The following is a 21,831-nucleotide window of genomic DNA, read 5'->3' as shown; positions in this document are numbered from 1 at the left end:
ATTCAGCTCCCTACAGTCCAGCAAGGAACGCAGATGAATTTCTTCAAGAAACTCTTCGGGGCACGCAACACGCCTGAAACCCAGGCGCCCGAGCCCGTGTCATCACCCGAAACCGCCGCACAAAAGCTCAATTACGATGACCTGACCGAAGCAGAAGCGGCGAATCACGCCGCGTGCATGGCCAGTGCGCAATGCCTGGATCGCCATTGGCAATCGGTAGGTACTGTCGAGCGGGACGTGCTCTCGTACATCATCAGCCCGAGTTTCAGCGGTGGGCCTGATTGGCCGTCGACCCGCCAGGCGTACCGGGTGGTACGCCGGGACAATGCCATCGTGCTCGCCACGGACGGCATGTCAGACCCTTTCGATGATGCCGAGGGCTTGGGCAATGGCTTCGAAATGGAGCTGTTCCTGGAAACGTCGGATATCCCCGAACATGCCCGGGGTGTGTCAGGGGAGATTGATCCTTTAAGGCAGAGCTGGGCGTTTGAGCTGATCGAGCACGTCGCTAAAACCGTGGCGAACGCGGGCGGCATTACCCATCAACTGGACCGCCACGGTGTGTTGTCCCTGGAGCTGCCGGGGTTCAGCCAGTCGCACCACATGAGCGATCAACTGCCGCCTCTGTTCGTCACCGAGGACGATGCCACGGGCGTACTGTTGGGCGGCCCTGATCCGGACTTCCCGACCCGCCTGGACGACATGCCGCTGTCCCCGGTCAGGCTGGTTCCCGTGGTATTGATCACCGCGTCCGAGCTGGAATACGTGCGCACCGGTGGGCGCGAAGCACGGGAAGATCTGGTCAGCCGCCTGAAGGCTGCTGGCGTCGGGCACACCAGCAGCCTTCGTCGGGCCAGCGTGATATGAGGCCGGAACAAGCGCTCTCCAATTCGACGAGCCAGAGACCTTTTCAATGATCTCCGATCCGTTCCGTATTCCAACCGATGCTGAAATCGAGAAGGCCGCGAGCAACCTGAACTTCCCGTTCCCTGCGGCCTACATCGAGTTCCTCAAGGGCGGCAGCGATGTGGCCAATGCGACGTTCGAGCCGGCCGTGATCCTGCCGGGCACGAGCCATCTCGACTTGTTCGAAATAGCCCAGGTTGCCTGGAACCAAATGGGGGTGCCAAAGGAGTGGCTGCCGTTCATTGAAGAAAATGGCGACTACTTCTGCGTGTCGCAGACAGGGCAGGTTCGGTATTGGTCGCACAATGGCCCGACGAATGAGCGCTGGCCGAATTTTTCGGCGTGGTTTCAGCAGGTGTGTGTGGCATGTGAGTAAGCGGGCAGCTTTCGACGGGTGAATGGAATGCTCTATCATGAGTGTTAACTCATAAATGATTGCCTGCCCGGGAAGCAATGCCATGAGAGACCTGCCACCCACCTCGACATTGCGCGCCTTTGAGGTTGCGACTCGGCACACCACGTTCACCTCTGCTTCGCAAGAGCTGCACGTCACTCAAAGTGCCGTCAGCCATCAACTCAAGCACCTCGAAGAACTCTGGGGATTGCAGCTGTTCCAGCGGGGCAAGTCACTCAGCCTGACACCTGCCGGCGCAGCCCTTGCGCCCATCGTGCGCGAGTTCTTCATGAACCTTGAGGCCACCCTCGCGGACCTGCGGGAGCAAAAGGGCAGGGTGCGGCTCAAGGTCAGCACCACCTATTCCTTCGCGCTGAAATGGCTGCTGCCACGTTTGCCAAGCCTGGCCCAGCGGCATCCGGAAATACTGGTCACGCTGGACTCCAGCGACAAGATCATCAACTTCTCCAGTGCGGAGGCTGATGTTGCGATCCGCTTGGGCAATGGGAATTACCCGGCGCTTTACTCGGAGTTCCTGTTCCGCGAGCAGATTTTTCCGGTGGCCAGTCCCGATCTGTTGAAGCGCTTTGGCCGGCCAAACACGCCAGCCGAATTGCTGCGCTATCCCTTGCTGATGCGCGACGGCGCCGACCTGGTGCCGAAGTGGGAAGTGTGGTTCCAGCACGTCGGGCTGGCGATTTCGCCACTCAATGAGAGTGTCAGGTTTCCGGACACCAACATGACGATCGAGGCCGCCTTGCTCGGCCAGGGCATCGCATTGGCGCGCAGTGGGCATGTGGAATCAGAGTTGAGTGACGGCAGCCTGGTCAAGCTGTTCGATGTGCCGTTCCCATCCCCGGTCGCCTATTATTTTGTGTGCCCCAAAGGGCTCGAATCCCAGCCTCACATCGTCAGCTTTCGTGATTGGTTGATGCAGGAGGCGGTAAACGCCGGACTCGCCTACGAATAAAGCATGAGGCTTTGCTCATTCTTCAATGAGCAGACTTCGTTTCAGTTAACGCGCCGGTTTGCTTAGGATGGGCGCATGCCTTATCACATCATTCTCCTGGTCCTGTTCGCCGCCTTACTGCACGCCAGTTGGAATGCGCTGCTGCGTGGCGGCGCCGACCGGCTCTGGTCGATGACGGTGATGTGCCTGGCAGTTGCCATCGCCAGTGGCGCAATCGCGTTGTTCCTGGAGCCGCCCGCGCCTGCCAGCTGGTTTTACGTGGTGCTGTCAGCGGTGCTGCATGTGGGCTACAACCTCTTCCTGGTGCGCAGCTACAAGGTGGGCGACCTGGGGCAAACCTATCCGATTTCACGGGGCTCCTCGCCGGTGCTGATCACCGTTGGCGCCGCGGTGTTTGCCGGGGAGAGCGTTTCGGCCAGCTCGCTGCTGGGCATTGCCCTGGTGTCTGGCGGGATTATTTCACTGGCGTTCAGGGGCCGCCGCCTGGCCGTTCCCAGCCTGCCCTACGCCCTGGGCACCGGGTGTTTCATTGCCGCTTACAGCGTGACAGATGGGATAGGTGCGCGCCTGTCCGGTGCCCCGATGGCCTACACGGTCTGGATGTGCGCCCTGTGGGGCGTGTTGATGCCGGCGGTCTATATCGGCCTGCGCGGGGCAAAGAGTTTGTTCAGCGTGCGCCCCGGATTTTTCACGGCATTTGGCGGCGGGCTGGTGTCGCTCCTGGCCTACGGAATCATCATCTACGCCATGGCCGGTGCACCCATGGGCGCGGTGTCGGCGTTGCGCGAAACCAGCGTGTTGTTCGCGGCGCTGATTGGCTATTTCTTCCTCGGCGAGACATTGACGGTGCGCAAGGTATTGGCGTGCGTGGTGATTGCCATCGGCACCGTGCTCATCGGCTGAGAACAGATAACGCATTTCCCACCATCACATGAAGGTTCGCTCAATGGATACCGTCCCGCAGGCACCGCTGATTCTGATAACGGGTGGAAGCCGTGGCGTTGGCGCCGCCACCGCGCGGCTGGCTGCCGCACAAGGTTATGACGTGGCGATCAGCTTCGTTTCCGACGAGTCTGCTGCCCTCGCGGTAGTGGCGGATGTAGAAGCAGCGGGGCGCCGGGCGTTGGCCGTGCGTGCAGACAGTGCAGACCCGGAGCAGGTCGTTCAGTTATTTGCCGCGATAGATCGGGCGTTCGGGCGCATTGATGTACTGGTTAACAACGCCGGGATCAACGCGTTGCAGTCCCGGGTCGAGGACCTGGCGTTCGAGCGCATGCAGCGGATTTTCGCGGTCAATGCGATCGGGCCGATGCTGTGTGCCCAGCAAGCGGTGAAGCGCATGTCGTTTCGTCACGAGGGGCGGGGCGGTTCTGTGATCAATATCTCGTCGGCCTCCGCACGGCTTGGCAGCCCCAACGAATACGTCGACTACGCCGCATCGAAAGGCGCGCTTGAGACCTTCACCATCGGGTTTGCCAAGGAAGTTGCCCGGGAGGGAATACGCGTCAACTGCATCCGCCCCGGGCATATCTACACCGACATTCACGCCAGCGGCGGAGAGCCGGGGCGGGTTGATCGCGTCAAAGACTCGATCCCCATGGGGCGGGGCGGTCAGCCTGAGGAAGTGGCCAGGGCGATCCTGTGGCTGGCAGGCGCCGAGGCGTCCTTCATCACGGGTACGTTCCTGGATGTCACCGGCGGTAAATGAGCAGCAGGGCGTGGCTCCGAGGCTCCCCTCGGTAGGCCACGCCCGACCTGCTTGCGCCGGGTCAGCTGTTGAGCTTGATCTGCTCCTTCGCCAGCTTCACCACATTCTCCAGGGTAAAGCCGAACTGGGCCTGCAACTTGGCCAACGGTGCCGAGGCGCCAAAGCTGTTCATCACCACCTTGGCCCCGGTTTGCCCGACGTAGCGGTCCCAACCCAACGGGCCGGCCTGTTCCACCACCAGGCGTGCCTTCACCGTTGGCGGTAGCACGCTGTCGCGGTAGGCCTGGTCCTGTTCTTCGAACAGTTCCCAGCTCGGCATCGACACCACTTGCGCCGCCACGCCTTCAGCCTTCAGTTGCTCATAGGCCTCCACCGCCAGGCTGACTTCACTGCCGGTGGCCATCAGGATCACCTGGGGCTTCTCGGCGCCGGCCAGCACATAAGCACCACGGGACGTGCCCGAGGCTGCGGCGTATTTCGTGCGATCCAGGGTCGGCAGATTCTGCCGCGACAGGACCACGCAGGTCGGCCGGTGGGTCTGGGCCAGGGCGATCTTCCAGGCTTCTAGGGTTTCATTTGCGTCGCCTGGGCGCAGGGTCAGCAAACCCGGGGTGGCCCGCAATTGGGTCAGGTGTTCGATGGGCTGGTGAGTGGGGCCGTCTTCGCCGACACCAATCGAGTCATGGGTAAACACGAACACCACCGGCAGCTCCATGATCGCCGCGAGGCGAATCGGCGGCTTCATGTAGTCGCTGAACACCAGGAAGGTCGAGGTGTAGGGCCGCAGGTACGACAGCGCCATGCCGTTGGCAATCGCGCCCATGGCATGTTCACGAATACCGAAGTGCAGGTTGCGCCCGCCGTAGTTCTCGGCGCTGAAGCGCCCGGCGTCGTCGAACGTCAGGTTGGTCTTGGTGGACGGCGACAAGTCTGCCGAGCCGCCCAGCAGCCACGGGATCTGTTTCGCAAACGCATTCAATACTTCGCCACCGGCGGCACGGCTGGCGACGCCCTTGGCATCCGCGGCGAAGCTCGGCAGTTGCTCCTGCCAATGCTCGGGCATCTCGCCGGCACGCATGCGGCGCAGCTCATCGGCCAGTTCCGGCTCGTACTGTTCGAGGTGGGCCAGGGTTTCGGTCCATTGCTCATACAGCGGCTGGCTGCGCTTGAGCAGCGCATCCCGCAGGACCGTACGCGCTTCCTCCGGCACCAGGAAGCTTGAGTCTTCAGGCCAGCCGTAAGTGGCTTTGGTCAGGCGGATTTCTTCTTCGCCCAAGGGTTCGCCATGGGCCGACGCGGTGTTGTGCTTGTGGGGCGAGCCATAGCCGATCACGCTGTCGACCACGATCAGCGTCGGTGCCCCAGTGTTTTTCTGGAACGTGCTCAGCGCGTCGCTCAGGGCCAGCAGGTTGTTCGCATCGGTGACGTGCAAGGTGTGCCAGCCATAGGCCTGGAAACGCTTGATCACGTCTTCGCTGAAGGCCAGTTCGGTATGACCTTCAATGCTGATGGTGTTGTTATCGTAGATCCAACACAGGTTATCCAGCTTCAAGTGCCCGGCGATGGACGCGGCCTCGCTGCTGATGCCTTCCATCATGTCGCCGTCGCCGCACAGGGTGTAGACGTTGTAGTCGAACAGCACCTGGCCGTCGCGGTTGAAACGCTTGGCCAGCCAACGCTCAGCCATGGCCATGCCGACGCTGTTGGCGCACCCCTGGCCGAGAGGCCCGGTGGTGGTTTCCACGCCAGTGGTCATGCGGTATTCGGGGTGGCCGGGAGTTTTGGAACTCATCTGCCGGAACTGCTTGATGTCGTCCAGGCTGATGGCCGGCTGGCCGGAGCGCTTGCCGTGGGCGTCAATCTCCACCACCCCCGCCAGGTGCAACAGTGAATACAACAGCATCGAGGCATGGCCCACCGACAATACAAAACGGTCACGGTTAGGCCAGTCGGGGTGCTCGGGGTGATAACGCAGGAAGCGGCTCCACAAGGTGTAACCGACGGGCGCCAGGCCCATGGGCGTGCCGGGGTGGCCGGAGTTGGCCTTCTGCACGGCGTCCATGGCGAGGGTACGAATAGTATTGATGCACTGGGTGTCGACAGCGTTGGCAGCGTGATTCATGGAACCTGTTCTCCATCGGGTGACGATCTACAGTGGAGGGCAGCCTGCGCCAAAGGTTTTATGAAATCGTCTGCCCAGCGACGAACGGGGACGCAAACGCGACAGGTTGATCTCAGACATGACAAGAGGCTGCTGGATGGGCTAGGTTCAGGGTGTCAATCATCGATCAATGTGCGGAGGTACTCCATGCCAGTGAAACACGACCTGTATCAGGACCTGGGTTTGAGCAAGGAAGCTATTCATGAACGCAGGGCGAGCGATAACCGATTGGATTCGCTGCTCAACCAATACGAGAGTGCCGACAAGGCGGTGGTGCAGGCTGAGTCGTCCACCTCGGGGGCCAGTGATGATGAGTTGAAAAAACTGAAGGAAAAGCGCTTGGCGATCAAGGATGAGATTTCCAGCAGACTCCCGGGCCTTGCGTCTCAGGCAGGCAAGGGCTGATTCGACCACGCTGTGCCATGGGCTTGCCGTTCAGTGCAGGCCCATCCATCCATTCGGCAAGGTTGTTTGCTGCAATGTATTCGGGTGAACAGCCGGGACCCTGATGAGGGGCAAATCTCTCAAAAAAACCACCTATACGTGCCGTCGGCGTGCAGTGAATGCATGCGTTAGGTCTACTATGGGGTGTGGTCTGTCACCCTGGTGTGAACGATCGCACAGGTATGGGTGGGTGCGACGTTGCTGCTCAACCTGAGTGGCGGTTTGAGCGCACAGGCCGTTGACATGCCGCAGGGAGAGTGGCGATGACGCGCGACAAAGCATGGACCGCGCTGGGCGGCATGGTGGGCTGTCTGGAACCGGCAGCCACCGTCTCCGCAGCAGAGCAAGTCACCCATATACAGCTCAAGTCTATTTTCGATTCCTCCGGCACCGGTCTGGCGCTGGTGGCGCTGGACGGTCGCTGGCTGCGGGCAAATGGCGTCACCTGCCGCTTGCTGGGCTACAGCGAGGCGCAACTGCAAGCCACCACCTTCCTGGCCCTGACTCATCCTGATGACCGGGAGGTGGGAATAAGCCTTATCGATGAATTGAAGCGCGGTACGAGGCCCAGTGCGACGATGCATAAGCGCTACCTTCGCCGCGACGGGCAGGTGGTGTGGGTGCGACTGACTGTCGGGCTGGTGCGCGACGAAGAGGGTCAGCCTTCCTGCTTCGTGTCCCAGCTGGAAGACATCACCGAGAACTGGCAGCTGCGTGAAACCCTGATGGGGAGCGAGCTGAAATTCCTGTCCCTGGCGGAAAGCTCCCCCAACGTCATTGTTCGCTATGACCGCGATCTACTGCGCACCTATGTCAATCCGACATTCTTGCTGCTCACCGGCTTGTCTTTTCACGACGCCATTGGTGTTGCCCCCAATGAGGAGTCCGCCGACTACCTGCGCCAGCTGCGCCAGGTGGTGGCCACCGGTGAGCCGGCTCAATTCCTGAACAGTTGGGCGGTCGAGCAGAATGGCGAGTGGGTAACGTGCGTGGTCAGCCTGACGGCGGAGCGCAATAATGCCGGTGAAGTGATTGGGGTGTCGGCCCTGGCCCACGACATTACTCAGTTGCGTAAGCATCAGGACCTCGAAGAGGCCCGGCTGCATATCTTCGAAAAAATGGCCAGCGACGCGCCGCTGGATGAAACCCTTGGCCTGCTGGTTGGGTATCTGAAGCTGGCCTTGCCCAATCGTGCTTGCAGCGTGATGCTGCTGGATCCTCAAACCCTGACACTGACGCCCTGCACAGGCCCCGGCCTGCGGGATGAATGGCCCCCGACCCCGGGGCAATATGCCTCTTGGTCCGAGCCGATCATGGATACGCAAGGCCGAGTCCTGGGGGCTTTTGTGGTGGCCAACCCACAAGGCGTGCTTCCAGACGACAGTGACATCCAGCGCGTGCGCCAGACCTGTCACATTGCCGCGATTGCCATCGAACGCTGGCGCTCCGAATCACTGCTCAAGCATCGCGAACGACGTTACCGGGATATTTTTGACCATACCCTGGACATGCTCTGCCTGCTCGAGGTAACCGAGGTTGACCGCCTGCGCTGCGTCGAGGTCAATCCCGCCTTGCTGCGCGCCCTGGGCAAACCCCACGGCGATGTCATTGGCCAGACGCTTGAGCGTGTGTTCGACCGGCTGAGCGCCGGTAAAGTCCAGGATTTGTGCCAGCGATGCCTGGCCGCCGGGCGAGCGATGGAGTCCGAGGATACGGTGGTGCTGCGGGACGAAGTCCGTAATTTGCACTTCACCCTGATTCCGGTCGCCGACCCGGAGGGCATGGGCCAGCGCATTCTGGTGATCAGCCGCGACATTACGCTTTCCTCAAAGGCCCGCCAGAAAGAACTTGAACGGCAGCACGATATCAGTGCCCTGGTGGAAAACAGCCCGGATGCCATTGTTCGTGTGAGCGCCCAAGGCAAAGTGCTTTACGTCAATGCCCAACTGAAAAAGTGGGTGGGCAGCGCCTGGCCGGACCTGCCGGGAAAATCCATAGGCGCCATGGCCCCCCTCAATGCCCAGTCCCAGCTTTTTTGCGAGTTGGTGGCCCAGGTGGTCAACGATAACAAGGCGGCAGAGCAGGAATTTATGTTGGCGGGTTTGAAAGGCGCGCCCAAGGTGGTGCTGATCCACTTTGTGCCCGAGGTCGATGGCAGGCGGGTGGTCAGTGTGCTGGCGGTAGGGCGCGATATTTCCAAGTTGCGTGCCGCCGAGCGGCGCCTGGCCAATTCCAACGCGCAATTGCGCGACCTGTCGACCCGCCGGGAAACCGCGCGGGAAGAGGAGCGCAAGTTGATCGCCAGGGAGATTCATGACGAACTGGGCCAGCATCTGACGGCGTTGCGTATGGGGATCTCACTGTTGAGGTTTCAATTCGGCGCTACCACACCCGAACTCACCCCTCAGGTGGAGCGGTTGATGGCCCTGACTGACAAGACGATCCAAGTGGTGCGTGATGTTTCTACCAGCCTGCGGCCTTCAGCCCTGAACCTGGGGCTGGTCTCGGGCCTTGAATGGCTGACCACTGAGTTTGTCAACTTGACCCGCACACCCTGCCTGCTGCACTTGCCCTTGAGCCCCATGACACTGCCCGACGCCCAGATTACCGCCGCGTTCCGTATCGTGCAGGAATCACTGACCAACATTGCCCGCTACGCGCAGGCAACGCAGGTCAGTGTCACCCTGGCGCCGCAGGACGGGCATTGGTTGCTGGAAGTCCAGGACAACGGCGTCGGCTTCGAGCCCGACGCGGTCGGCCGGCAAACCCTCGGACTGGCCGGGATGCGTGAGCGCGGCCTGATGCTGGGCGGCAAGGTCATTATCTTCAGTCACCCCGGACAAGGCACCACCGTCCAGGCGTTCATTCCCATGCAGGAGACAGGTTCATGATTCGCATGTTGATCGCCGATGACCACACCATCATGCGTGAAGGGCTCAAGCAGCTGTTCACGCTGGTCGCGGACCTGCAGGTAGTGGCCGAGGCCGAGAGTGGCGCGCAAGTGATCGAGTTGCTGCGCCAGGTGGAGATTGACCTGCTGTTGCTGGACATGAACATGCCGGGCATCAGCGGTGAAATCCTGATTGCCAGGTTGCACGCACAGTACCCGAAGCTGCCCATCCTGGTGTTGAGCATGCACAACGAAATTCACATCGCGCAACGGGCACTGCGCGCTGGCGCACTGGGTTACCTGACCAAGGACAGTGATCCCGAGACCTTGCTGGCCGCCATCCGGCGAGTGATCGGCGGCCAACGTTACCTGGACGCCGGCCTGGCGGAACAGATCGCTCTGCAAAGCAGTGGGTTGAAGCAACAGACCTATGTCGAGAGCTTGTCTGATCGCGAGTTCCAGATACTGCGATTGCTTGCCCACGGCATGAGCGTTAACCAGATCGCCGAGCAGTTGGTCATCAGCAACAAGACCGTGAGCACCCATAAAACGCGGTTGATGGAAAAGATGGGCTTTGTTTCCACGGCCGACATTGTGCGTTTCGCCATGACCTTGGGTATTTCCTGAGTTCGGCGCCGGGGTAGGGATTTTCCTACGCGGGCTCCCGGTATCCCTACCCCAGAATAGGGATGCTCCGATGGTTGGGGTGCCATTATTGCGCCAGTATCTCCCTCAAGCAGTCGAACCGCTGGTTAACCGGCGACGGGCTGCCCTGACCGGGAGAGAGACCGTGAACGAACAGACCCCACCCCCTTCAGCTGTGTTGACACTGTTTCCTGCGGTGTTCTCTGGCCTGCTCGGCAGCTTTTCGATCATGTACAGCAAGGGTTTTGATGGCTGGGCAATAGTGGCGGGCGGCGTGCTGTTGCTGGTGTGTATCAGCCTGGGAGGGTGGGCAAACAGCCGCCTCCAGGCGCACTGGCGCAGCGTCCAGCATCAGCTCCAGGAGGCGGCCGCAGTGCCGGCAGTGGCCGCCGACACGGGGCTGTCCGAGGTGTGTCTCAACGTGCTGCCGGTGTGGTCCAGGCAGATAGAGGCCGCCCGCCAGATCAGCGAAACGGCCATCCTCAAACTCAGCGAACGCTTTGCCACCCTGTCTTCCAACATCAGCCACAGCGTTTCCAGCAGTGGTGGCCAGGATGCATCCCAGCAATTGGTCGACCTGCTCGAAGTCGGCCAGCGTGATCTCAACTCCATTGTCCTGGCCCTGCGTGCGGCGCTCTGCAACAAAGAGAACGAGTTGAAGGAGGTCATGCTGCTCTCGGGGTTTACCGAGCAGCTCGAGCAAATGGCCAAGTACGTCGGTGACATCGCCAGCCAGACCAACCTGCTTGCCCTCAATGCCGCCATTGAAGCCGCTCGTGCCGGTGAGGCCGGCCGAGGGTTCGCAGTGGTGGCCGATGAGGTGCGCAAGCTCTCCAGCATGTCCGGTGAGACCGGCCGCAAAATCAGCGAAACGGTCATCACCGTGAATGCCGCGATTGCCCGGACTGTGCAGATGTCGCGGCATCACGCCGAACAAGACACCTTGACCCTGGCGGACTCGGAGCGGGTGGTATCCCAGGTCATTGAGAGTTTTGGCGCAAACGCTCAGACCATCGTGCGCAACAGCCACGACCTGCAACAGCAGAGCGCGAGTGTGGCTGACGAGATTGCCCAAGTGCTGGTTGCCCTGCAGTTCCAGGACCGGGTCAGCCAGATGTTGACCCTGATCACTCACGACCAAGGCCGCTTGCAACAGCAGTTGGGTGAGCACCATGAGGGGGGCGTGGTCACCCCGCTGACCGGCGACCGCTGGCTGCATGAGCTGTCAACCGCCTACACCATGCCGGAACAGCACGCTATCCATGGTGGCAAGCCGCTTTCCAAGGCTGACACCAGCGACATCACCTTTTTCTAGAGGAGCTTTTCCAATGAGCAAAACCATTCTGATTGTCGACGACTCCGCTTCCATACGGCAGGTGGTGAGCATCACGCTCAAAGGCGCGGGCTATGACGTGATTGAAGGCTGTGATGGCAAAGACGCGCTGAGCAAACTGGATGGACGCAAAATCCATCTGATTGTCAGTGACGTGAACATGCCCAACATGGACGGCTTCACCTTCGTCAAGGCGGCCAAGCTGCTGCCGGCCTACAAGTTCACGCCGGTGATCATGCTCACCACCGAAGCCAGTGACGCCATGAAGCAGCAAGGCCAGGCCACCGGCGCCAAGGCATGGATGGTCAAGCCTTTTCAGCCGGCGCAGATGTTGAACGCCGTCTCCAAGTTAATCCTGCCTTAGTGTTGGCCAGCGTTGGCTGGCCAGGAGGTTTTCCATGAGAAGTACACCCCCGATGTTACGTCGAATCCAGGTCATGGAAGGCCCGCTGACCATCTATACCGCCGCCGAACAAAAAGACGTGTTGCTGGCCTTGTTTCCCTTGGCTCATGAGGTCGAGCTGGATTTGTCCAGCGTCGATGAACTGGACAGTGCCGGGCTGCAATTGCTGATTCTGGTCAAGCGTGAGGCCCTGAAGGAAGGCACACAGCTGGTGTTGAGCAACCCCAGCCCCACTGTGGTCGAGGCATTACGCCTGACCGGGCTGGACGACTACTTTGACCGGGCACCGGCCACCTTGTCGGCGGGGGTATGACCCCATGGCGCAGCCGATGAACATGGATGATGTGCTACAGACTTTTATTGCTGAAAGTCGCGAGCTTTTGTTGCAGATGGAGGATGCGCTGCTGCAAATAGAGAAGTCGCCCCACGACCTCGATACCATCAATGCGTTGTTTCGCGTCGCCCACACCATCAAGGGCTCAGCCGGCCTGTTTGGCCTGATGCCGATTGTTGAATTTACCCATGTCGCCGAGAGCGTCCTGGATCGGGTGCGCAGCCTGGAAGTGCGTGTCGACGAAGCCTTGAGTGCCTTGTTTCTTGAAGCGCGTGACCATATCAGCCAACTGATCGATCTGTTGGCCGAAGACGGCAACCTGGATCGATTGGATGAGCCCCTTCAGGTTCAGGGCGACGGGCTGGTAGGGCGCCTCGCCCTGTACCTGGATACGCCGCTCTCCGGTGCGCCGCAAATTCCTCAGGACACCCCCGCTGACAGCCAGCTTCTTGCCCCCGGGCATTGGCACCTGTCGTTGCGCTTCGGGCCTGATGTGTTGCGCAGCGGCATGGACCCGTTGGCGTTTCTGCGCTACCTGGGCACCCTGGGGCATTTGCACCACACCATCACCCTGTTTGACCAACTACCACCCTTGGCGGCCATGGACCCGGAAACCAATTACCTGGGGTTTGAGCTCGCGTTGGTCAGCGATGCCTCCCGGGAGGTCATCGACGGTGCTTTTGATTTTGTGCGTGAAGACGCCCAGGTGCTGATCCTGGAGCCCGACGCCAGCCCCCAGGCGTGCCGGACGCAGATTGATGCGCTGCCGGAAGAAAATGCGGACCTGCTGGAGCTGTTTGTCCGTTGTGGCACCTTGAGCGAATCCCAGGCTTTGCTGGTTGCGCAGGAAGGCGAGCCATCGCTTTCGGTGGACGTATTGCCGGAAACGATGGCCCCCTTGCAGAAGGCGGTAAAGAGCCAGGCCACTAACGAAGGTAACCTGATTCGAGTCGATGCCGCCAAGCTGGATCAGCTGATTAACCTGGTGGGCGAGCTGATCATTGCCGGTGCCGGTGCCAACCTGGTGGCGGTGCGCAGCGGCATTGGCGAAATGATCGAGGCCACCAGCCTGTTGTCGCGGCTGGTGGAGGAAGTCCGTGATTCTGCCCTGACCCTGCGCATGGTGCAGATCGGCGCGACGTTCACGCGCTTCCAGCGGGTGGTGCGCGATGTCTCCAAGGAACTGGGCAAGGACATCGTGCTGCACATCGGCGGTGGCGAGACCGAGTTGGATAAAACCGTGGTCGAGCGTATTGGCGACCCGCTGACCCACCTGGTGCGAAATGCCATGGACCATGGCATCGAAGCGGCCTCCCTACGCCTCCAGCGGGGCAAGCCGGCCCAGGGCACGGTGAGCCTGAATGCCTATCACGAGTCCGGCAGCATCGTCATCGAGGTATCCGACGACGGCGGCGGCCTGCGCAAGGACAAGATTCTCGCCAAGGCCCGTGACCGAGGGTTGGTAGGGGACGGCCAGGTACTGGCGGACAAAGACATTCTGAACCTGATTTTCGAACCGGGCTTTTCCACCGCCGACCAGGTCAGCAACCTGTCCGGCCGCGGTGTGGGCATGGACGTGGTGAAACGCAATATCACGGCGCTGCGGGGCAGCGTGAGCCTGGAAAGTGAAGAAGGCCTGGGCACCACCGTACGGATTCGTCTACCGCTGACCCTGGCCATCATCGACGGCTTTCTGATTGGCGTCGGCAAAGCCTCCTATGTGGTTCCGCTGAACATGGTGGAGGAGTGCATCGAGCTGGTGACCCAGCCAGGTGCCGATACCGGCTACCTGGACTTGCGGGGAGATGTGCTGCCCATCCTGCGGTTACGCGAGATGTTTGAGGTGGATGAGCCGCGGGGCAGCCGCGAAAACGTGGTTGTCGTGCAATACGCCGGCTTGCGCGCCGGGCTGGTGGTGGATCGCTTGCTGGGTGAGTTTCAAACCGTGATCAAGCCATTGGGCAAGGTGTTTGGTGATGCCCACGGATTGGGAGGCTTCACGATCCTGGGCAGCGGTGCTGTTGCGCTGATTCTGGATATTCCCAATTTGCTGGGGCACGTCGCCAGGGAATCGGCCAACCGTTCGACTCAAAGTCCTTTACTGACTCAATGAAGCGTCATCAGGAGTTACTTGCCATGACCGTAATCAAAAATATTGTATTGCTGGTTTGCGCGGCGATTGTCGGGGTTATCGTGTTGTGTACCACCAGCCTCTACCTGGCAGGTCAGATCAACACTACCGCCAGCTACGCCAACCTCAACACGGTGCCCAGCCTGCTGGAAATCGATCACGCCGCAGAAGCCTTCACGGCGCTTCATGCCTTGCAATGGCAGCGCCTGGGCGGCGTCGAGAAAAACACGCTGCCCAGTTACGCCGATGGGGTGGCCGCCAACTTCAGCACGATTGGCAAGGCGCTGGATCACTATCAGAGCGAGCTGATCTCAGATCAGCACGATGCCGCATTGTTGACTCAACTGCGCGCCAAGATGGCAGAGTTCGCAACCCTTCAAGCCCGTTTCGACAAGTTGAGCGACAACGGTGACCTGGCTTCCGCCAGGGAGGCGACCGAGTCCAGCCAACCGTTGCAGAATGCAGTCCTGGCGGCCATTGCCGATGTGCGCCAGTACAACCTTGAGCTGGGCCGCAAAGCCCAGGTACTGGCCACCAGCACCGAATCCAACGCCCGCTACCTGTTACTGCTGGTCAGCGGCTTGACGGTGTTGGCCACCGCGCTGATCGGGGCATTCCTGGGACGTAACCTGATGCGCCAGCTGGGCGGTGAACCGGCCGATGTGCGTGTGTTTGCAGCACGCTTGTCCGCCGGCGAACTGGATGCAAAGGCCACACTCAGAGCCGGTGATACCACCAGCCTGATGGCCTCCATGCAACAACTGGGCACGACCTTGCATGAGCTGGTTGTAGAAACGAACCGCATGTCCAGTGAGCACGACAAGGGCGAAATTGACGCACAGATTGATGCCAGCCAGTTCAATGGCAGCTACCGGTCCATGGCCGAGGGCATCAATAACATGGTCAATGGCCATATCGCAGTGAAGAAAAAAGCCATGGCCTGTATCCGCTCCTTTGGTGAGGGGGATTTGGCGGCGCCGCTGGAGCGTTTCCCGGGCAAAAAAGCGTTTATCAACGAGAACATTGAGCTGCTGCGCACCAATATTCTGGCCCTGATCAATGAAATGAAGCACATGTCCGTCGAGCACGAACAAGGTGACATTGATGTCATGATTGATGTTGCCCGCTTCTCCGGTTCGTACCGGGATATCGGCCAGGGCATCAATGACATGGTCAGCGGGCATATCAGCGTGAAGAAAAAGGCGATGGCCTGCATCCGGTCATTCGGGGAAGGCGATTTGTCGGCGCCGCTGGAGCGTTTCCCGGGCAAAAAAGCCTTTATCAACGAAAACATCGAGCAACTGCGGGCCAATATCCTGGCCCTGGTCGAAGACACACGCCAGATCAGCGAAAGCGCCATGATCGGCAAGCTGGACACCCGGCCTGACAGCACCCGTCACCAGGGCGATTTCCGGCGGATTATCCTGGGGATCAATGGCTCCCTGGACGCGATCATCGAGCCGATTACCGAGGCCATGGATATCTTGTCGGCGATTGCTGGCGGCGACCTGACCCGAACCATCACCGGTGACTATCAGGGCAAGTTCCTGGAGCTTAAGAACTCGGTCAACGGCACCGTGGAAAAACTTTCGGAGATCATTGGCGAGGTGCGTAGCTCTGCCGATTCACTGTCCAGTGCCTCCGAGGAGATCTCCGCTACTGCACAAAGCATGAGCCAGTCGGCTTCCGAGCAGGCGGCGTCGGTGGAGCAGACATCCGCGTCTATGGAGCAGATGTCGGCTTCCATTGCCCAGAACACCGAGAACGCCAAAGTGACTGATGGTATGGCCGGCAAGGCCAACAAAGAGGCGACAGAAGGCGGGCGGGCGGTCAAGGACACCGTGGCAGCGATGAAGACCATCGCGGAAAAAATCGGCATTGTCGATTCCATCGCCTATCAGACCAACCTGTTGGCACTCAACGCTGCCATTGAAGCGGCCCGGGCCGGCGAGCATGGCAAAGGCTTTGCGGTGGTGGCCGCCGAAGTCCGCAAACTGGCCGAGCGCAGCCAGATTGCCGCCCAGGAAATCAGTGAAGTGGCCAAGAGCAGCGTGGCCCTGGCTGAGCGGGCCGGGAACCTGCTGGATGAGATTGTGCCCTCGATTGCCAAGACCTCCGATCTGGTCCAGGAAATTGCCGCGGCGTCCGAGGAGCAGTCCATCGGGTCGGAGCAAATCAATGGTGCGATGTCGCAGATGAGTCAGCTGACCCAGCAGAACGCCTCCGCCTCCGAAGAGCTGGCGGCCACGGCCGAGGAAATGAGTGGCCAGGCCGAGCAACTGCAAGAGCTGATGGGCTTCTTCACCGTGCAGAGCAAGCGCCAGGGGCGGGCATTGTCATCGCCGGTACATGCGCGTGCGACGTTGATGCCTGAGCACGAGGCCAATCTGGTGGAGGGCGGCTTTGTCCGCTTCGGGAGTTGAGCCATGTCCGCCTCCGCCGTTCAGCCAAGTGCATTCGAGCCGGCGTTACCGGCTGATGAGCCGTTGCAGTACCTGACCTTCCTCGCCGCTCACGAAATGTTTGCGGTCAACACCCTGAGTGTTCGCGAAATCATCGAATACAACCAGGTGACGGCGGTGCCGATGATGCCCGTGTTTATGCGGGGGGTGATCAACCTGCGTGGCTCGGTCGTCCCGGTGGTGGACTTGAGGGCCCGCTTTGGCAAGGGCTCCACGGTCCTGGGCAGCCGCACCTGCATTGTGATTCTGGACGCGGCCAGCGAGGGCGAGGCACAGGTACTGGGAGTGGTGGTGGACTCGGTCAGCGAGGTGATCGAGATCCTGGATGCCGATATCAAGCCCGCGCCTGCCTTCGGTAATCGTATCCGGACCGATTTCATAAAAGGCATGACCAAGGTGCGTGGCGAATTTGTCACGCTGCTGCAAATAGAGCAGGTGCTGTGTGTCGAAGAAATGGCAGGCCTGATGTGAGCCGCCGCGCAGTGACTCCTGCTGATTGCCGACCCTCGACACGTGACCAACAAGCCAACCATCCGAGGTGAATCATGGGCCCATCCGTCAGTACCACCGTCCCGAACCCGAGCCAATACCTCACCTTTGAACTGGGGGATGAAATGTTTGCTGTGGGGACGCTCAATGTGCGGGAAATCATCGAGTACGGGCCAATTACCAGCGTGCCGTTGTTGCCTGCCAGTATTCGCGGGGTGATCAACCTGCGAGGTGCGGCGGTTCCCGTGCTGGACCTCGGCGTGCGCTTTCGCGGTGAGCGCACGGTACAAACGTCGAGGACGTGCTTTGTGATTCTGGAAGTGCAGGCGAACGCACAGCGCAAGCCCGTGGGAATCATCGTCGATGCCGTCAGCGAGGTGCTGGAGATTGCCGATCAGGACATCGAGCCGTCGCTGAATTTCGGCACCGATGTGCGAGCCGATTTCCTGTTGGGCATTGGCAAGCTGGACAGTGGGTTTGTGTTGCTGTTGGACATTGGTCAAGTGCTCTCCTTTGAACAGATCGATGCTCTGGCTTCACTCGCCCCCAGTGGCTTATTAACGGATTGAAGACGACGGTGGATGCACCCTATGAACGTAATTCTTTCCGACGCTGAGTTTCTGCAGTTTCGCAGCCTGATTCATGAGATCGCCGGCATCAGCATGTCCGATGCCAAGAAGCAGTTGGTGAGTGGGCGCCTGTCCAAACGGTTGCAAATCTTCAAGCTCAACACCTATGGCGCTTACTACAAGGTGCTGATGAAAGACCGCGCCGAGCTGCAGGTGGCGGTTGATTTGCTGACCACCAACGAAACCTACTTTTTTCGTGAGCCCAAGCATTTCGACTTTCTGCGGGATGTGGCGCTTCCCGAACTGCGTGGCAGCGGGCCGCTGCGTGTCTGGAGTGGGGCCTGTTCCACCGGCGAAGAACCTTACACCCTGGCCATGGTCCTGGCCGACAGCCTGGTGGGCCGGCCCTGGGAAATTGTCGCCTCGGACATCAGCAGCCGGGTGCTGGACAAAGCCCGGCAGGGGCGTTACCCACTGGACGGGATTCGCGGGATTCCCGAGGCGTTGCTCAAGAAGTACTGCCTCAAGGGCGTGGGTTCAAACCATGGTTGCTTCATGGTCGAGCCGGCATTGGCCTCGCGGATTGACTTCCAGTCGATCAATCTGAACAACCCGCTACCAAAGCTGGGCCTGTTTGATGTGATCTTCCTGCGCAACGTGATGATCTATTTTGACAACGAGACCAAGGTGCAGGTGGTCAAACGCCTGTTGAGTCACCTCAAGCCTGGTGGCTACTTCATGGTCAGTCATTCGGAGAGTCTCAATGGCATTACCGATGAGTTGCGGCTGATCAAGCCTTCGATCTACCGGAGGCCCCATGCCTGAAGAGCAGCTATTCCGTGAGCGCTTCCTGAATCCCGGCGAATTGTTCTTCGGGGCCGGGTCCGGCCGATTGCGCACGGTGCTGGGATCCTGTGTCGCACTGGTGTTCTGGCACCCGCGCCGGTTGTTGGGGGGCATGTGTCATTACCTGCTGCCCCAGCGCCCGCTGAAGGACCGGCGCGAACTGGACGGCCGTTACGGCAACGAGGCATTTGAACTCATGTTGCTACGGATAAAGGCCCTCAAGGCCCGGCCCGGGGAATTCCGCATTAGCGTGTTTGGTGGCGGGAATATGTTTCCCGGCCTGGCGCGTGCCGATAACCACTATGTCGGGCAGCGTAACGTCGAGCAGGCCAGACAGTTGCTCGATGCCCATCATCTGCATTGCCACAACTTTCATGTGGAGGGCGTGGGATATCGAACGGTGGTGTTCGACCTGGCCACTGGAGACATTGAACTCAAATACCTGGCCCTGGATCGGGTCTCTGGATGCTCTCGAGGAGCGCGCGCGATATGAGCCGTATCAAAGTGCTGATCATTGATGATTCCGCCGTGGTGCGCCAGGTACTGACCGCGACGCTTGGCCAGGACCCGGCGATCGAAGTCATCGGCGCGGCCGCAGACCCGGTGTTTGCCATGGACAAGATGAACAAGCAGTGGCCGGACGTGATCGTGCTGGACGTGGAAATGCCGCGGATGGATGGCATCACTTTCCTGAAAAAACTGATGGCCGAGCGGCCCACGCCGGTGGTGATCTGTTCGACGCTGACCGAGAAAGGTGCGGCCACCACCATGCAGGCGCTGGCCGCCGGCGCGGTGAGTATTGTCACCAAGCCGCAACTCAACTTGCGCCAGTTTCTGACCGACAGTTCCGACGAATTGGCCGGTGCGGTCAAAGCGGCCGCCAAAGCCAATATGAAACGCATGGTGCCTGCGCCTGAACGGGTACCCGTCAGGTTGAATGCCGACGTGATTCTGCCTCCGGGCACCCAGGCCATGGCGCGTACCACTGAAAACATCGTCGCCATTGGTACCTCAACGGGGGGTACTCAGGCCCTGGAACTGGTGCTGACTGCGCTACCCAGGGTTTGCCCGGGGATTGTGATCGTGCAGCACATGCCTGAGCACTTCACCGCAGCCTTTGCCGAGCGGCTCAACCGACTGTGTGAGATCGAGGTGCGAGAGGCGAAAAATGGCGACAGGGTCATGCCGGGCCGCGCCTTGATAGCGCCCGGCGGCAGGCACATGTTGCTCAAGCGCAGTGGTGCCCAGTACCAGGTGGAAATTGTCGACGGGCCGCCGGTCAGCCGTCACCGGCCTTCCGTCGATGTGCTGTTTCGTTCCACCGCCCGCAGTGCCGGGTGTAATGCCTTGGGGATCATCATGACGGGCATGGGGGATGACGGTGCCCGTGGCCTGAAGGAAATGCACGACAGCGGTGCGCGAACCATTGGCCAGGACGAAGAGTCTTGCGTGGTGTATGGCATGCCCAAGGAGGCGTTCAAGCTGGGGGCCGTGGAGCGTGAGCTTCCCCTGGAGCAGATTTCAGCAGCGATCCTGCAGGCGGCGCATCAACGGCGCTGAGATTTGTTCAGAATTGCCCGAAAGACAGCAGCACCGCCGCTGCCTATCATGCCAATCGTTCGCCCGGCACTGGGGCTCTTAGACGGCGCATGGAATGCGCTGTGGCCGGGCGAACTCTTTCTTTCAAGCCAGCAGCGCGCGGGTGCATTCATCAATCGAGCGCTGCTGGGTTTCCCCGTATAACTTCAGCTCATCAATGGTCTGGCGGCCCAGGGCTTTTTCAAACTCGGCCTGGTTGGAGTTGGCGGCGTAGTGGCTCTGCGCCGCGTCCCCCAGGTTCGACTGGAAAATCCCCGCCGCACTCACGGGCAGAAAATCCTCGTACACCAGCGGTTCCACGTCCACGTGGCCGGCGGCGATCAGTTCGTCCAGGGTTTTAACTTTGTCCTGGGCGGCCAAGCCTTTCTCGGTCACGAAATAGCGGAAGTACGCCAGCTCCTGTTCGCGCATCTCGCGGTGATTGTCGGGGAACGCCTGGAAGTGTTGCTCCATCAATTCGGTATAGCGCCCGGCATTGGCCTCATTCGGAAACGCGCCCAATTCATCCCGCGCAGCATTCAGCAGTTGGTCATACAGCGCGCGGCCCTTGGGGGTCAGCGCCACGCCACGTTGTTCGATTTCGCCGAATCGTGCGCTGTGGCTGCCCTTGGCGTCGGTAAAGGCGATTGCCTCGTCGAGTGCCTTGAAGCTGGTCTGGCGCAGCAGGATCGGGCACTGGCGGCGGGGCGGGCCTTCGATCACGGCCTTGGGGGTGATGCCTTTGCCGGGCATCGCGGCCTGCACCTGGTCGATGTCCAGGGTGCGCGGCGTCAGGTGGTTGATGTGCGGGCCCTTGAAGGCCACCACGTCGGCGATCAGCCGGTGCTGGTCGCTCAGTTGCTGGTATTGCGCGGCGGTGACGGTGGCGGTGTGGTGCCAGCGGAAGGTTTCCAGGGCTTGCTGGATAAACGCTTCGGCGTGGGTGGCGTCGAGGCCGCCGTCGACTTCCGCCTGTTGGATCAGCTCAAGGGCGCGGGGAGTGAAAATCGAGCGCTTGGCCAGGGCTGACTCGGCGAATGCGCGCAGTTCAGGGTTTTCGATCAGTTCCAGGCGCAGCAGGGAAGTGAACACCCGGAACGGGCTGGTTTGCAGGGCGCTTTCATGCACGGCGCGAAAGGCCGTGGAGTGCACCGGTACCCCGGCGGGCGTGAGGTCGTAATAGCCCACCGGCTGCATGCCCATCACCGCGAACAGGCGGCTGATGGTAGCTAACTCTTCAGCGGTGCCCAGGCGGATGGCGCCGTGGCGCTCCATGTCCAGGCGCTGGATTTCCCCGGTGCGCTGCAGTTGGTGCGCCAGCCCGGCGTCGGTGTTGAGCACGCGGGCGTTGGTCTCGGCCACCAGTTCCATCAGCGCGCCATACAACGGCACTTCATCGCGGTACATGTCGGACATGGCTTTGGAGAAGCCTTTGCGAATGTCGTCAGGGCTGACATGGCGGGCGGTGGGCATAGAAAAATTCCTGGCGGCTGTCGAGGTGAACTACACGGTTGCCTGATTTTGTTGGGCCCGCCATTGCCTTGCAAACGAAGATTCCTCTGGACTTC

Annotated in this window: 19 protein-coding genes and 2 pseudogenes; 19 read left to right on the top strand and 2 right to left on the bottom strand. The window is 60.6% G+C overall.

Annotated elements, in window-relative coordinates; genetic code table 11:
• Window positions 1-33: 33 nt before the first annotated feature.
• From NVB75_RS06580 to NVB75_RS06560, 5 genes are all read left to right on the top strand, one after another.
• On the top strand, window positions 34-867 hold the full coding sequence (locus NVB75_RS06580) for a suppressor of fused domain protein (RefSeq protein WP_258346538.1): 834 nt from the start codon (window positions 34-36) through the stop codon (window positions 865-867).
• A gap of 46 nt (window positions 868-913) precedes the next feature.
• The gene (locus NVB75_RS06575) at window positions 914-1,282 is read left to right on the top strand and encodes an SMI1/KNR4 family protein (protein ID WP_258346537.1); all 369 of its coding nucleotides are present in this window, start codon (window positions 914-916) and stop codon (window positions 1,280-1,282) included.
• Between the two features lie 82 nt (window positions 1,283-1,364).
• Window positions 1,365-2,270, top strand: coding sequence for a transcriptional regulator GcvA (gene gcvA / locus NVB75_RS06570; RefSeq protein WP_177026537.1), 906 nt, complete (start codon window positions 1,365-1,367; stop codon window positions 2,268-2,270).
• A gap of 75 nt (window positions 2,271-2,345) precedes the next feature.
• Entirely contained in the window at window positions 2,346-3,173 is an 828-nt protein-coding gene (locus tag NVB75_RS06565; RefSeq protein WP_258346536.1) for a DMT family transporter, read from the top strand.
• Between the two features lie 43 nt (window positions 3,174-3,216).
• Window positions 3,217-3,978 (top strand): SDR family oxidoreductase, encoded by a 762-nt coding sequence (locus NVB75_RS06560; RefSeq protein WP_258346535.1) that lies wholly within the window; start codon window positions 3,217-3,219, stop codon window positions 3,976-3,978.
• Window positions 3,979-4,039: 61 nt separating this feature from the next.
• Here NVB75_RS06560 and tkt read toward each other — a convergent pair whose 3' ends face one another.
• Entirely contained in the window at window positions 4,040-6,100 is a 2,061-nt protein-coding gene (gene tkt / locus NVB75_RS06555; protein ID WP_258346534.1) for a transketolase, read from the bottom strand.
• Window positions 6,101-6,286: 186 nt separating this feature from the next.
• Here tkt and NVB75_RS06550 point away from each other — a divergent pair, with 186 nt between their 5' ends.
• From NVB75_RS06550 to NVB75_RS06490, 14 genes and pseudogenes are all read left to right on the top strand, one after another.
• Window positions 6,287-6,544 (top strand): DUF465 domain-containing protein, encoded by a 258-nt coding sequence (locus NVB75_RS06550; protein ID WP_258346533.1) that lies wholly within the window; start codon window positions 6,287-6,289, stop codon window positions 6,542-6,544.
• Between the two features lie 302 nt (window positions 6,545-6,846).
• A complete protein-coding gene (locus NVB75_RS06545; protein WP_258346532.1) occupies window positions 6,847-9,474 on the top strand; it encodes a PAS domain S-box protein in 2,628 nt (875 codons plus the stop codon).
• On the top strand, window positions 9,471-10,100 hold the full coding sequence (locus NVB75_RS06540) for a response regulator transcription factor (RefSeq protein ID WP_017479016.1): 630 nt from the start codon (window positions 9,471-9,473) through the stop codon (window positions 10,098-10,100). The genes NVB75_RS06545 and NVB75_RS06540 overlap by 4 nt, the downstream gene beginning before the upstream one ends.
• A gap of 70 nt (window positions 10,101-10,170) precedes the next feature.
• Window positions 10,171-11,433 (top strand): methyl-accepting chemotaxis protein, encoded by a 1,263-nt coding sequence (locus tag NVB75_RS06535; protein WP_375378912.1) that lies wholly within the window; start codon window positions 10,171-10,173, stop codon window positions 11,431-11,433.
• Between the two features lie 13 nt (window positions 11,434-11,446).
• On the top strand, window positions 11,447-11,815 hold the full coding sequence (locus NVB75_RS06530) for a response regulator (protein ID WP_258346530.1): 369 nt from the start codon (window positions 11,447-11,449) through the stop codon (window positions 11,813-11,815).
• Between the two features lie 34 nt (window positions 11,816-11,849).
• Window positions 11,850-12,167, top strand: a complete 318-nt coding sequence (locus NVB75_RS06525; RefSeq protein WP_258346529.1) for a lipid asymmetry maintenance protein MlaB — start codon at window positions 11,850-11,852, stop codon at window positions 12,165-12,167.
• A gap of 16 nt (window positions 12,168-12,183) precedes the next feature.
• Complete coding sequence (locus NVB75_RS06520; RefSeq protein WP_258346528.1) at window positions 12,184-14,301, top strand: chemotaxis protein CheA; 2,118 nt, start codon at window positions 12,184-12,186, stop codon at window positions 14,299-14,301.
• Window positions 14,298-15,890: pseudogene (locus NVB75_RS33310) on the top strand (methyl-accepting chemotaxis protein); the annotation flags it as partial. The gene NVB75_RS06520 and the pseudogene NVB75_RS33310, both read left to right, overlap by 4 nt.
• Window positions 15,891-15,902: 12 nt before the next feature.
• A pseudogene (locus tag NVB75_RS33305) lies at window positions 15,903-16,625 on the top strand (methyl-accepting chemotaxis protein); the annotation flags it as partial.
• Window positions 16,626-16,745: 120 nt separating this feature from the next.
• Window positions 16,746-17,252, top strand: a complete 507-nt coding sequence (locus NVB75_RS06510; protein ID WP_258346526.1) for a chemotaxis protein CheW — start codon at window positions 16,746-16,748, stop codon at window positions 17,250-17,252.
• A gap of 74 nt (window positions 17,253-17,326) precedes the next feature.
• The gene (locus NVB75_RS06505; protein ID WP_017479023.1) at window positions 17,327-17,839 is read left to right on the top strand and encodes a chemotaxis protein CheW; all 513 of its coding nucleotides are present in this window, start codon (window positions 17,327-17,329) and stop codon (window positions 17,837-17,839) included.
• A gap of 21 nt (window positions 17,840-17,860) precedes the next feature.
• Window positions 17,861-18,664 (top strand): protein-glutamate O-methyltransferase CheR, encoded by an 804-nt coding sequence (locus NVB75_RS06500; protein ID WP_258346524.1) that lies wholly within the window; start codon window positions 17,861-17,863, stop codon window positions 18,662-18,664.
• Window positions 18,657-19,178 carry a chemotaxis protein CheD gene (locus NVB75_RS06495; RefSeq protein ID WP_258346523.1) on the top strand — a complete coding sequence of 174 codons (522 nt, stop codon included), beginning with the start codon at window positions 18,657-18,659 and terminating at the stop codon, window positions 19,176-19,178. Before NVB75_RS06500 ends, NVB75_RS06495 begins: the two co-directional genes overlap by 8 nt.
• On the top strand, window positions 19,175-20,245 hold the full coding sequence (locus tag NVB75_RS06490) for a chemotaxis response regulator protein-glutamate methylesterase (protein ID WP_258346522.1): 1,071 nt from the start codon (window positions 19,175-19,177) through the stop codon (window positions 20,243-20,245). The genes NVB75_RS06495 and NVB75_RS06490 overlap by 4 nt, the downstream gene beginning before the upstream one ends.
• Before the next feature lie 123 nt (window positions 20,246-20,368).
• Here NVB75_RS06490 and NVB75_RS06485 read toward each other — a convergent pair whose 3' ends face one another.
• Complete coding sequence (locus NVB75_RS06485; RefSeq protein WP_258346521.1) at window positions 20,369-21,736, bottom strand: VOC family protein; 1,368 nt, start codon at window positions 21,734-21,736, stop codon at window positions 20,369-20,371.
• Between the last annotated feature and the right edge of the window lie 95 nt (window positions 21,737-21,831).

The sequence above is a fragment of the Pseudomonas sp. CBS genome (genome assembly GCF_024734645.1).
Lineage (GTDB): Bacteria > Pseudomonadota > Gammaproteobacteria > Pseudomonadales > Pseudomonadaceae > Aquipseudomonas.
This window is presented reverse-complemented; position numbering and strand designations above follow the sequence as displayed.

Excerpts from the sequence above, each read along its gene's own strand:
- NVB75_RS06580 (WP_258346538.1), top strand. The coding sequence starts at position 34 with ATGAATTTCTTCAAGAAACTCTTCGGGGCACGCAACACGCCTGAAACC.
- NVB75_RS06575 (WP_258346537.1), top strand. The coding sequence starts at position 914 with ATGATCTCCGATCCGTTCCGTATTCCAACCGATGCTGAAATCGAGAAG.
- gcvA (WP_177026537.1), top strand. The coding sequence starts at position 1,365 with ATGAGAGACCTGCCACCCACCTCGACATTGCGCGCCTTTGAGGTTGCG.
- NVB75_RS06565 (WP_258346536.1), top strand. The coding sequence starts at position 2,346 with ATGCCTTATCACATCATTCTCCTGGTCCTGTTCGCCGCCTTACTGCAC.
- NVB75_RS06560 (WP_258346535.1), top strand. The coding sequence starts at position 3,217 with ATGGATACCGTCCCGCAGGCACCGCTGATTCTGATAACGGGTGGAAGC.
- tkt (WP_258346534.1), bottom strand. The coding sequence starts at position 6,100 with ATGAATCACGCTGCCAACGCTGTCGACACCCAGTGCATCAATACTATT.
- NVB75_RS06550 (WP_258346533.1), top strand. The coding sequence starts at position 6,287 with ATGCCAGTGAAACACGACCTGTATCAGGACCTGGGTTTGAGCAAGGAA.
- NVB75_RS06545 (WP_258346532.1), top strand. The coding sequence starts at position 6,847 with ATGACGCGCGACAAAGCATGGACCGCGCTGGGCGGCATGGTGGGCTGT.
- NVB75_RS06540 (WP_017479016.1), top strand. The coding sequence starts at position 9,471 with ATGATTCGCATGTTGATCGCCGATGACCACACCATCATGCGTGAAGGG.
- NVB75_RS06535 (WP_375378912.1), top strand. The coding sequence starts at position 10,171 with ATGGTTGGGGTGCCATTATTGCGCCAGTATCTCCCTCAAGCAGTCGAA.
- NVB75_RS06530 (WP_258346530.1), top strand. The coding sequence starts at position 11,447 with ATGAGCAAAACCATTCTGATTGTCGACGACTCCGCTTCCATACGGCAG.
- NVB75_RS06525 (WP_258346529.1), top strand. The coding sequence starts at position 11,850 with ATGAGAAGTACACCCCCGATGTTACGTCGAATCCAGGTCATGGAAGGC.
- NVB75_RS06520 (WP_258346528.1), top strand. The coding sequence starts at position 12,184 with ATGAACATGGATGATGTGCTACAGACTTTTATTGCTGAAAGTCGCGAG.
- NVB75_RS06510 (WP_258346526.1), top strand. The coding sequence starts at position 16,746 with ATGTCCGCCTCCGCCGTTCAGCCAAGTGCATTCGAGCCGGCGTTACCG.
- NVB75_RS06505 (WP_017479023.1), top strand. The coding sequence starts at position 17,327 with ATGGGCCCATCCGTCAGTACCACCGTCCCGAACCCGAGCCAATACCTC.
- NVB75_RS06500 (WP_258346524.1), top strand. The coding sequence starts at position 17,861 with ATGAACGTAATTCTTTCCGACGCTGAGTTTCTGCAGTTTCGCAGCCTG.
- NVB75_RS06495 (WP_258346523.1), top strand. The coding sequence starts at position 18,657 with ATGCCTGAAGAGCAGCTATTCCGTGAGCGCTTCCTGAATCCCGGCGAA.
- NVB75_RS06490 (WP_258346522.1), top strand. The coding sequence starts at position 19,175 with ATGAGCCGTATCAAAGTGCTGATCATTGATGATTCCGCCGTGGTGCGC.
- NVB75_RS06485 (WP_258346521.1), bottom strand. The coding sequence starts at position 21,736 with ATGCCCACCGCCCGCCATGTCAGCCCTGACGACATTCGCAAAGGCTTC.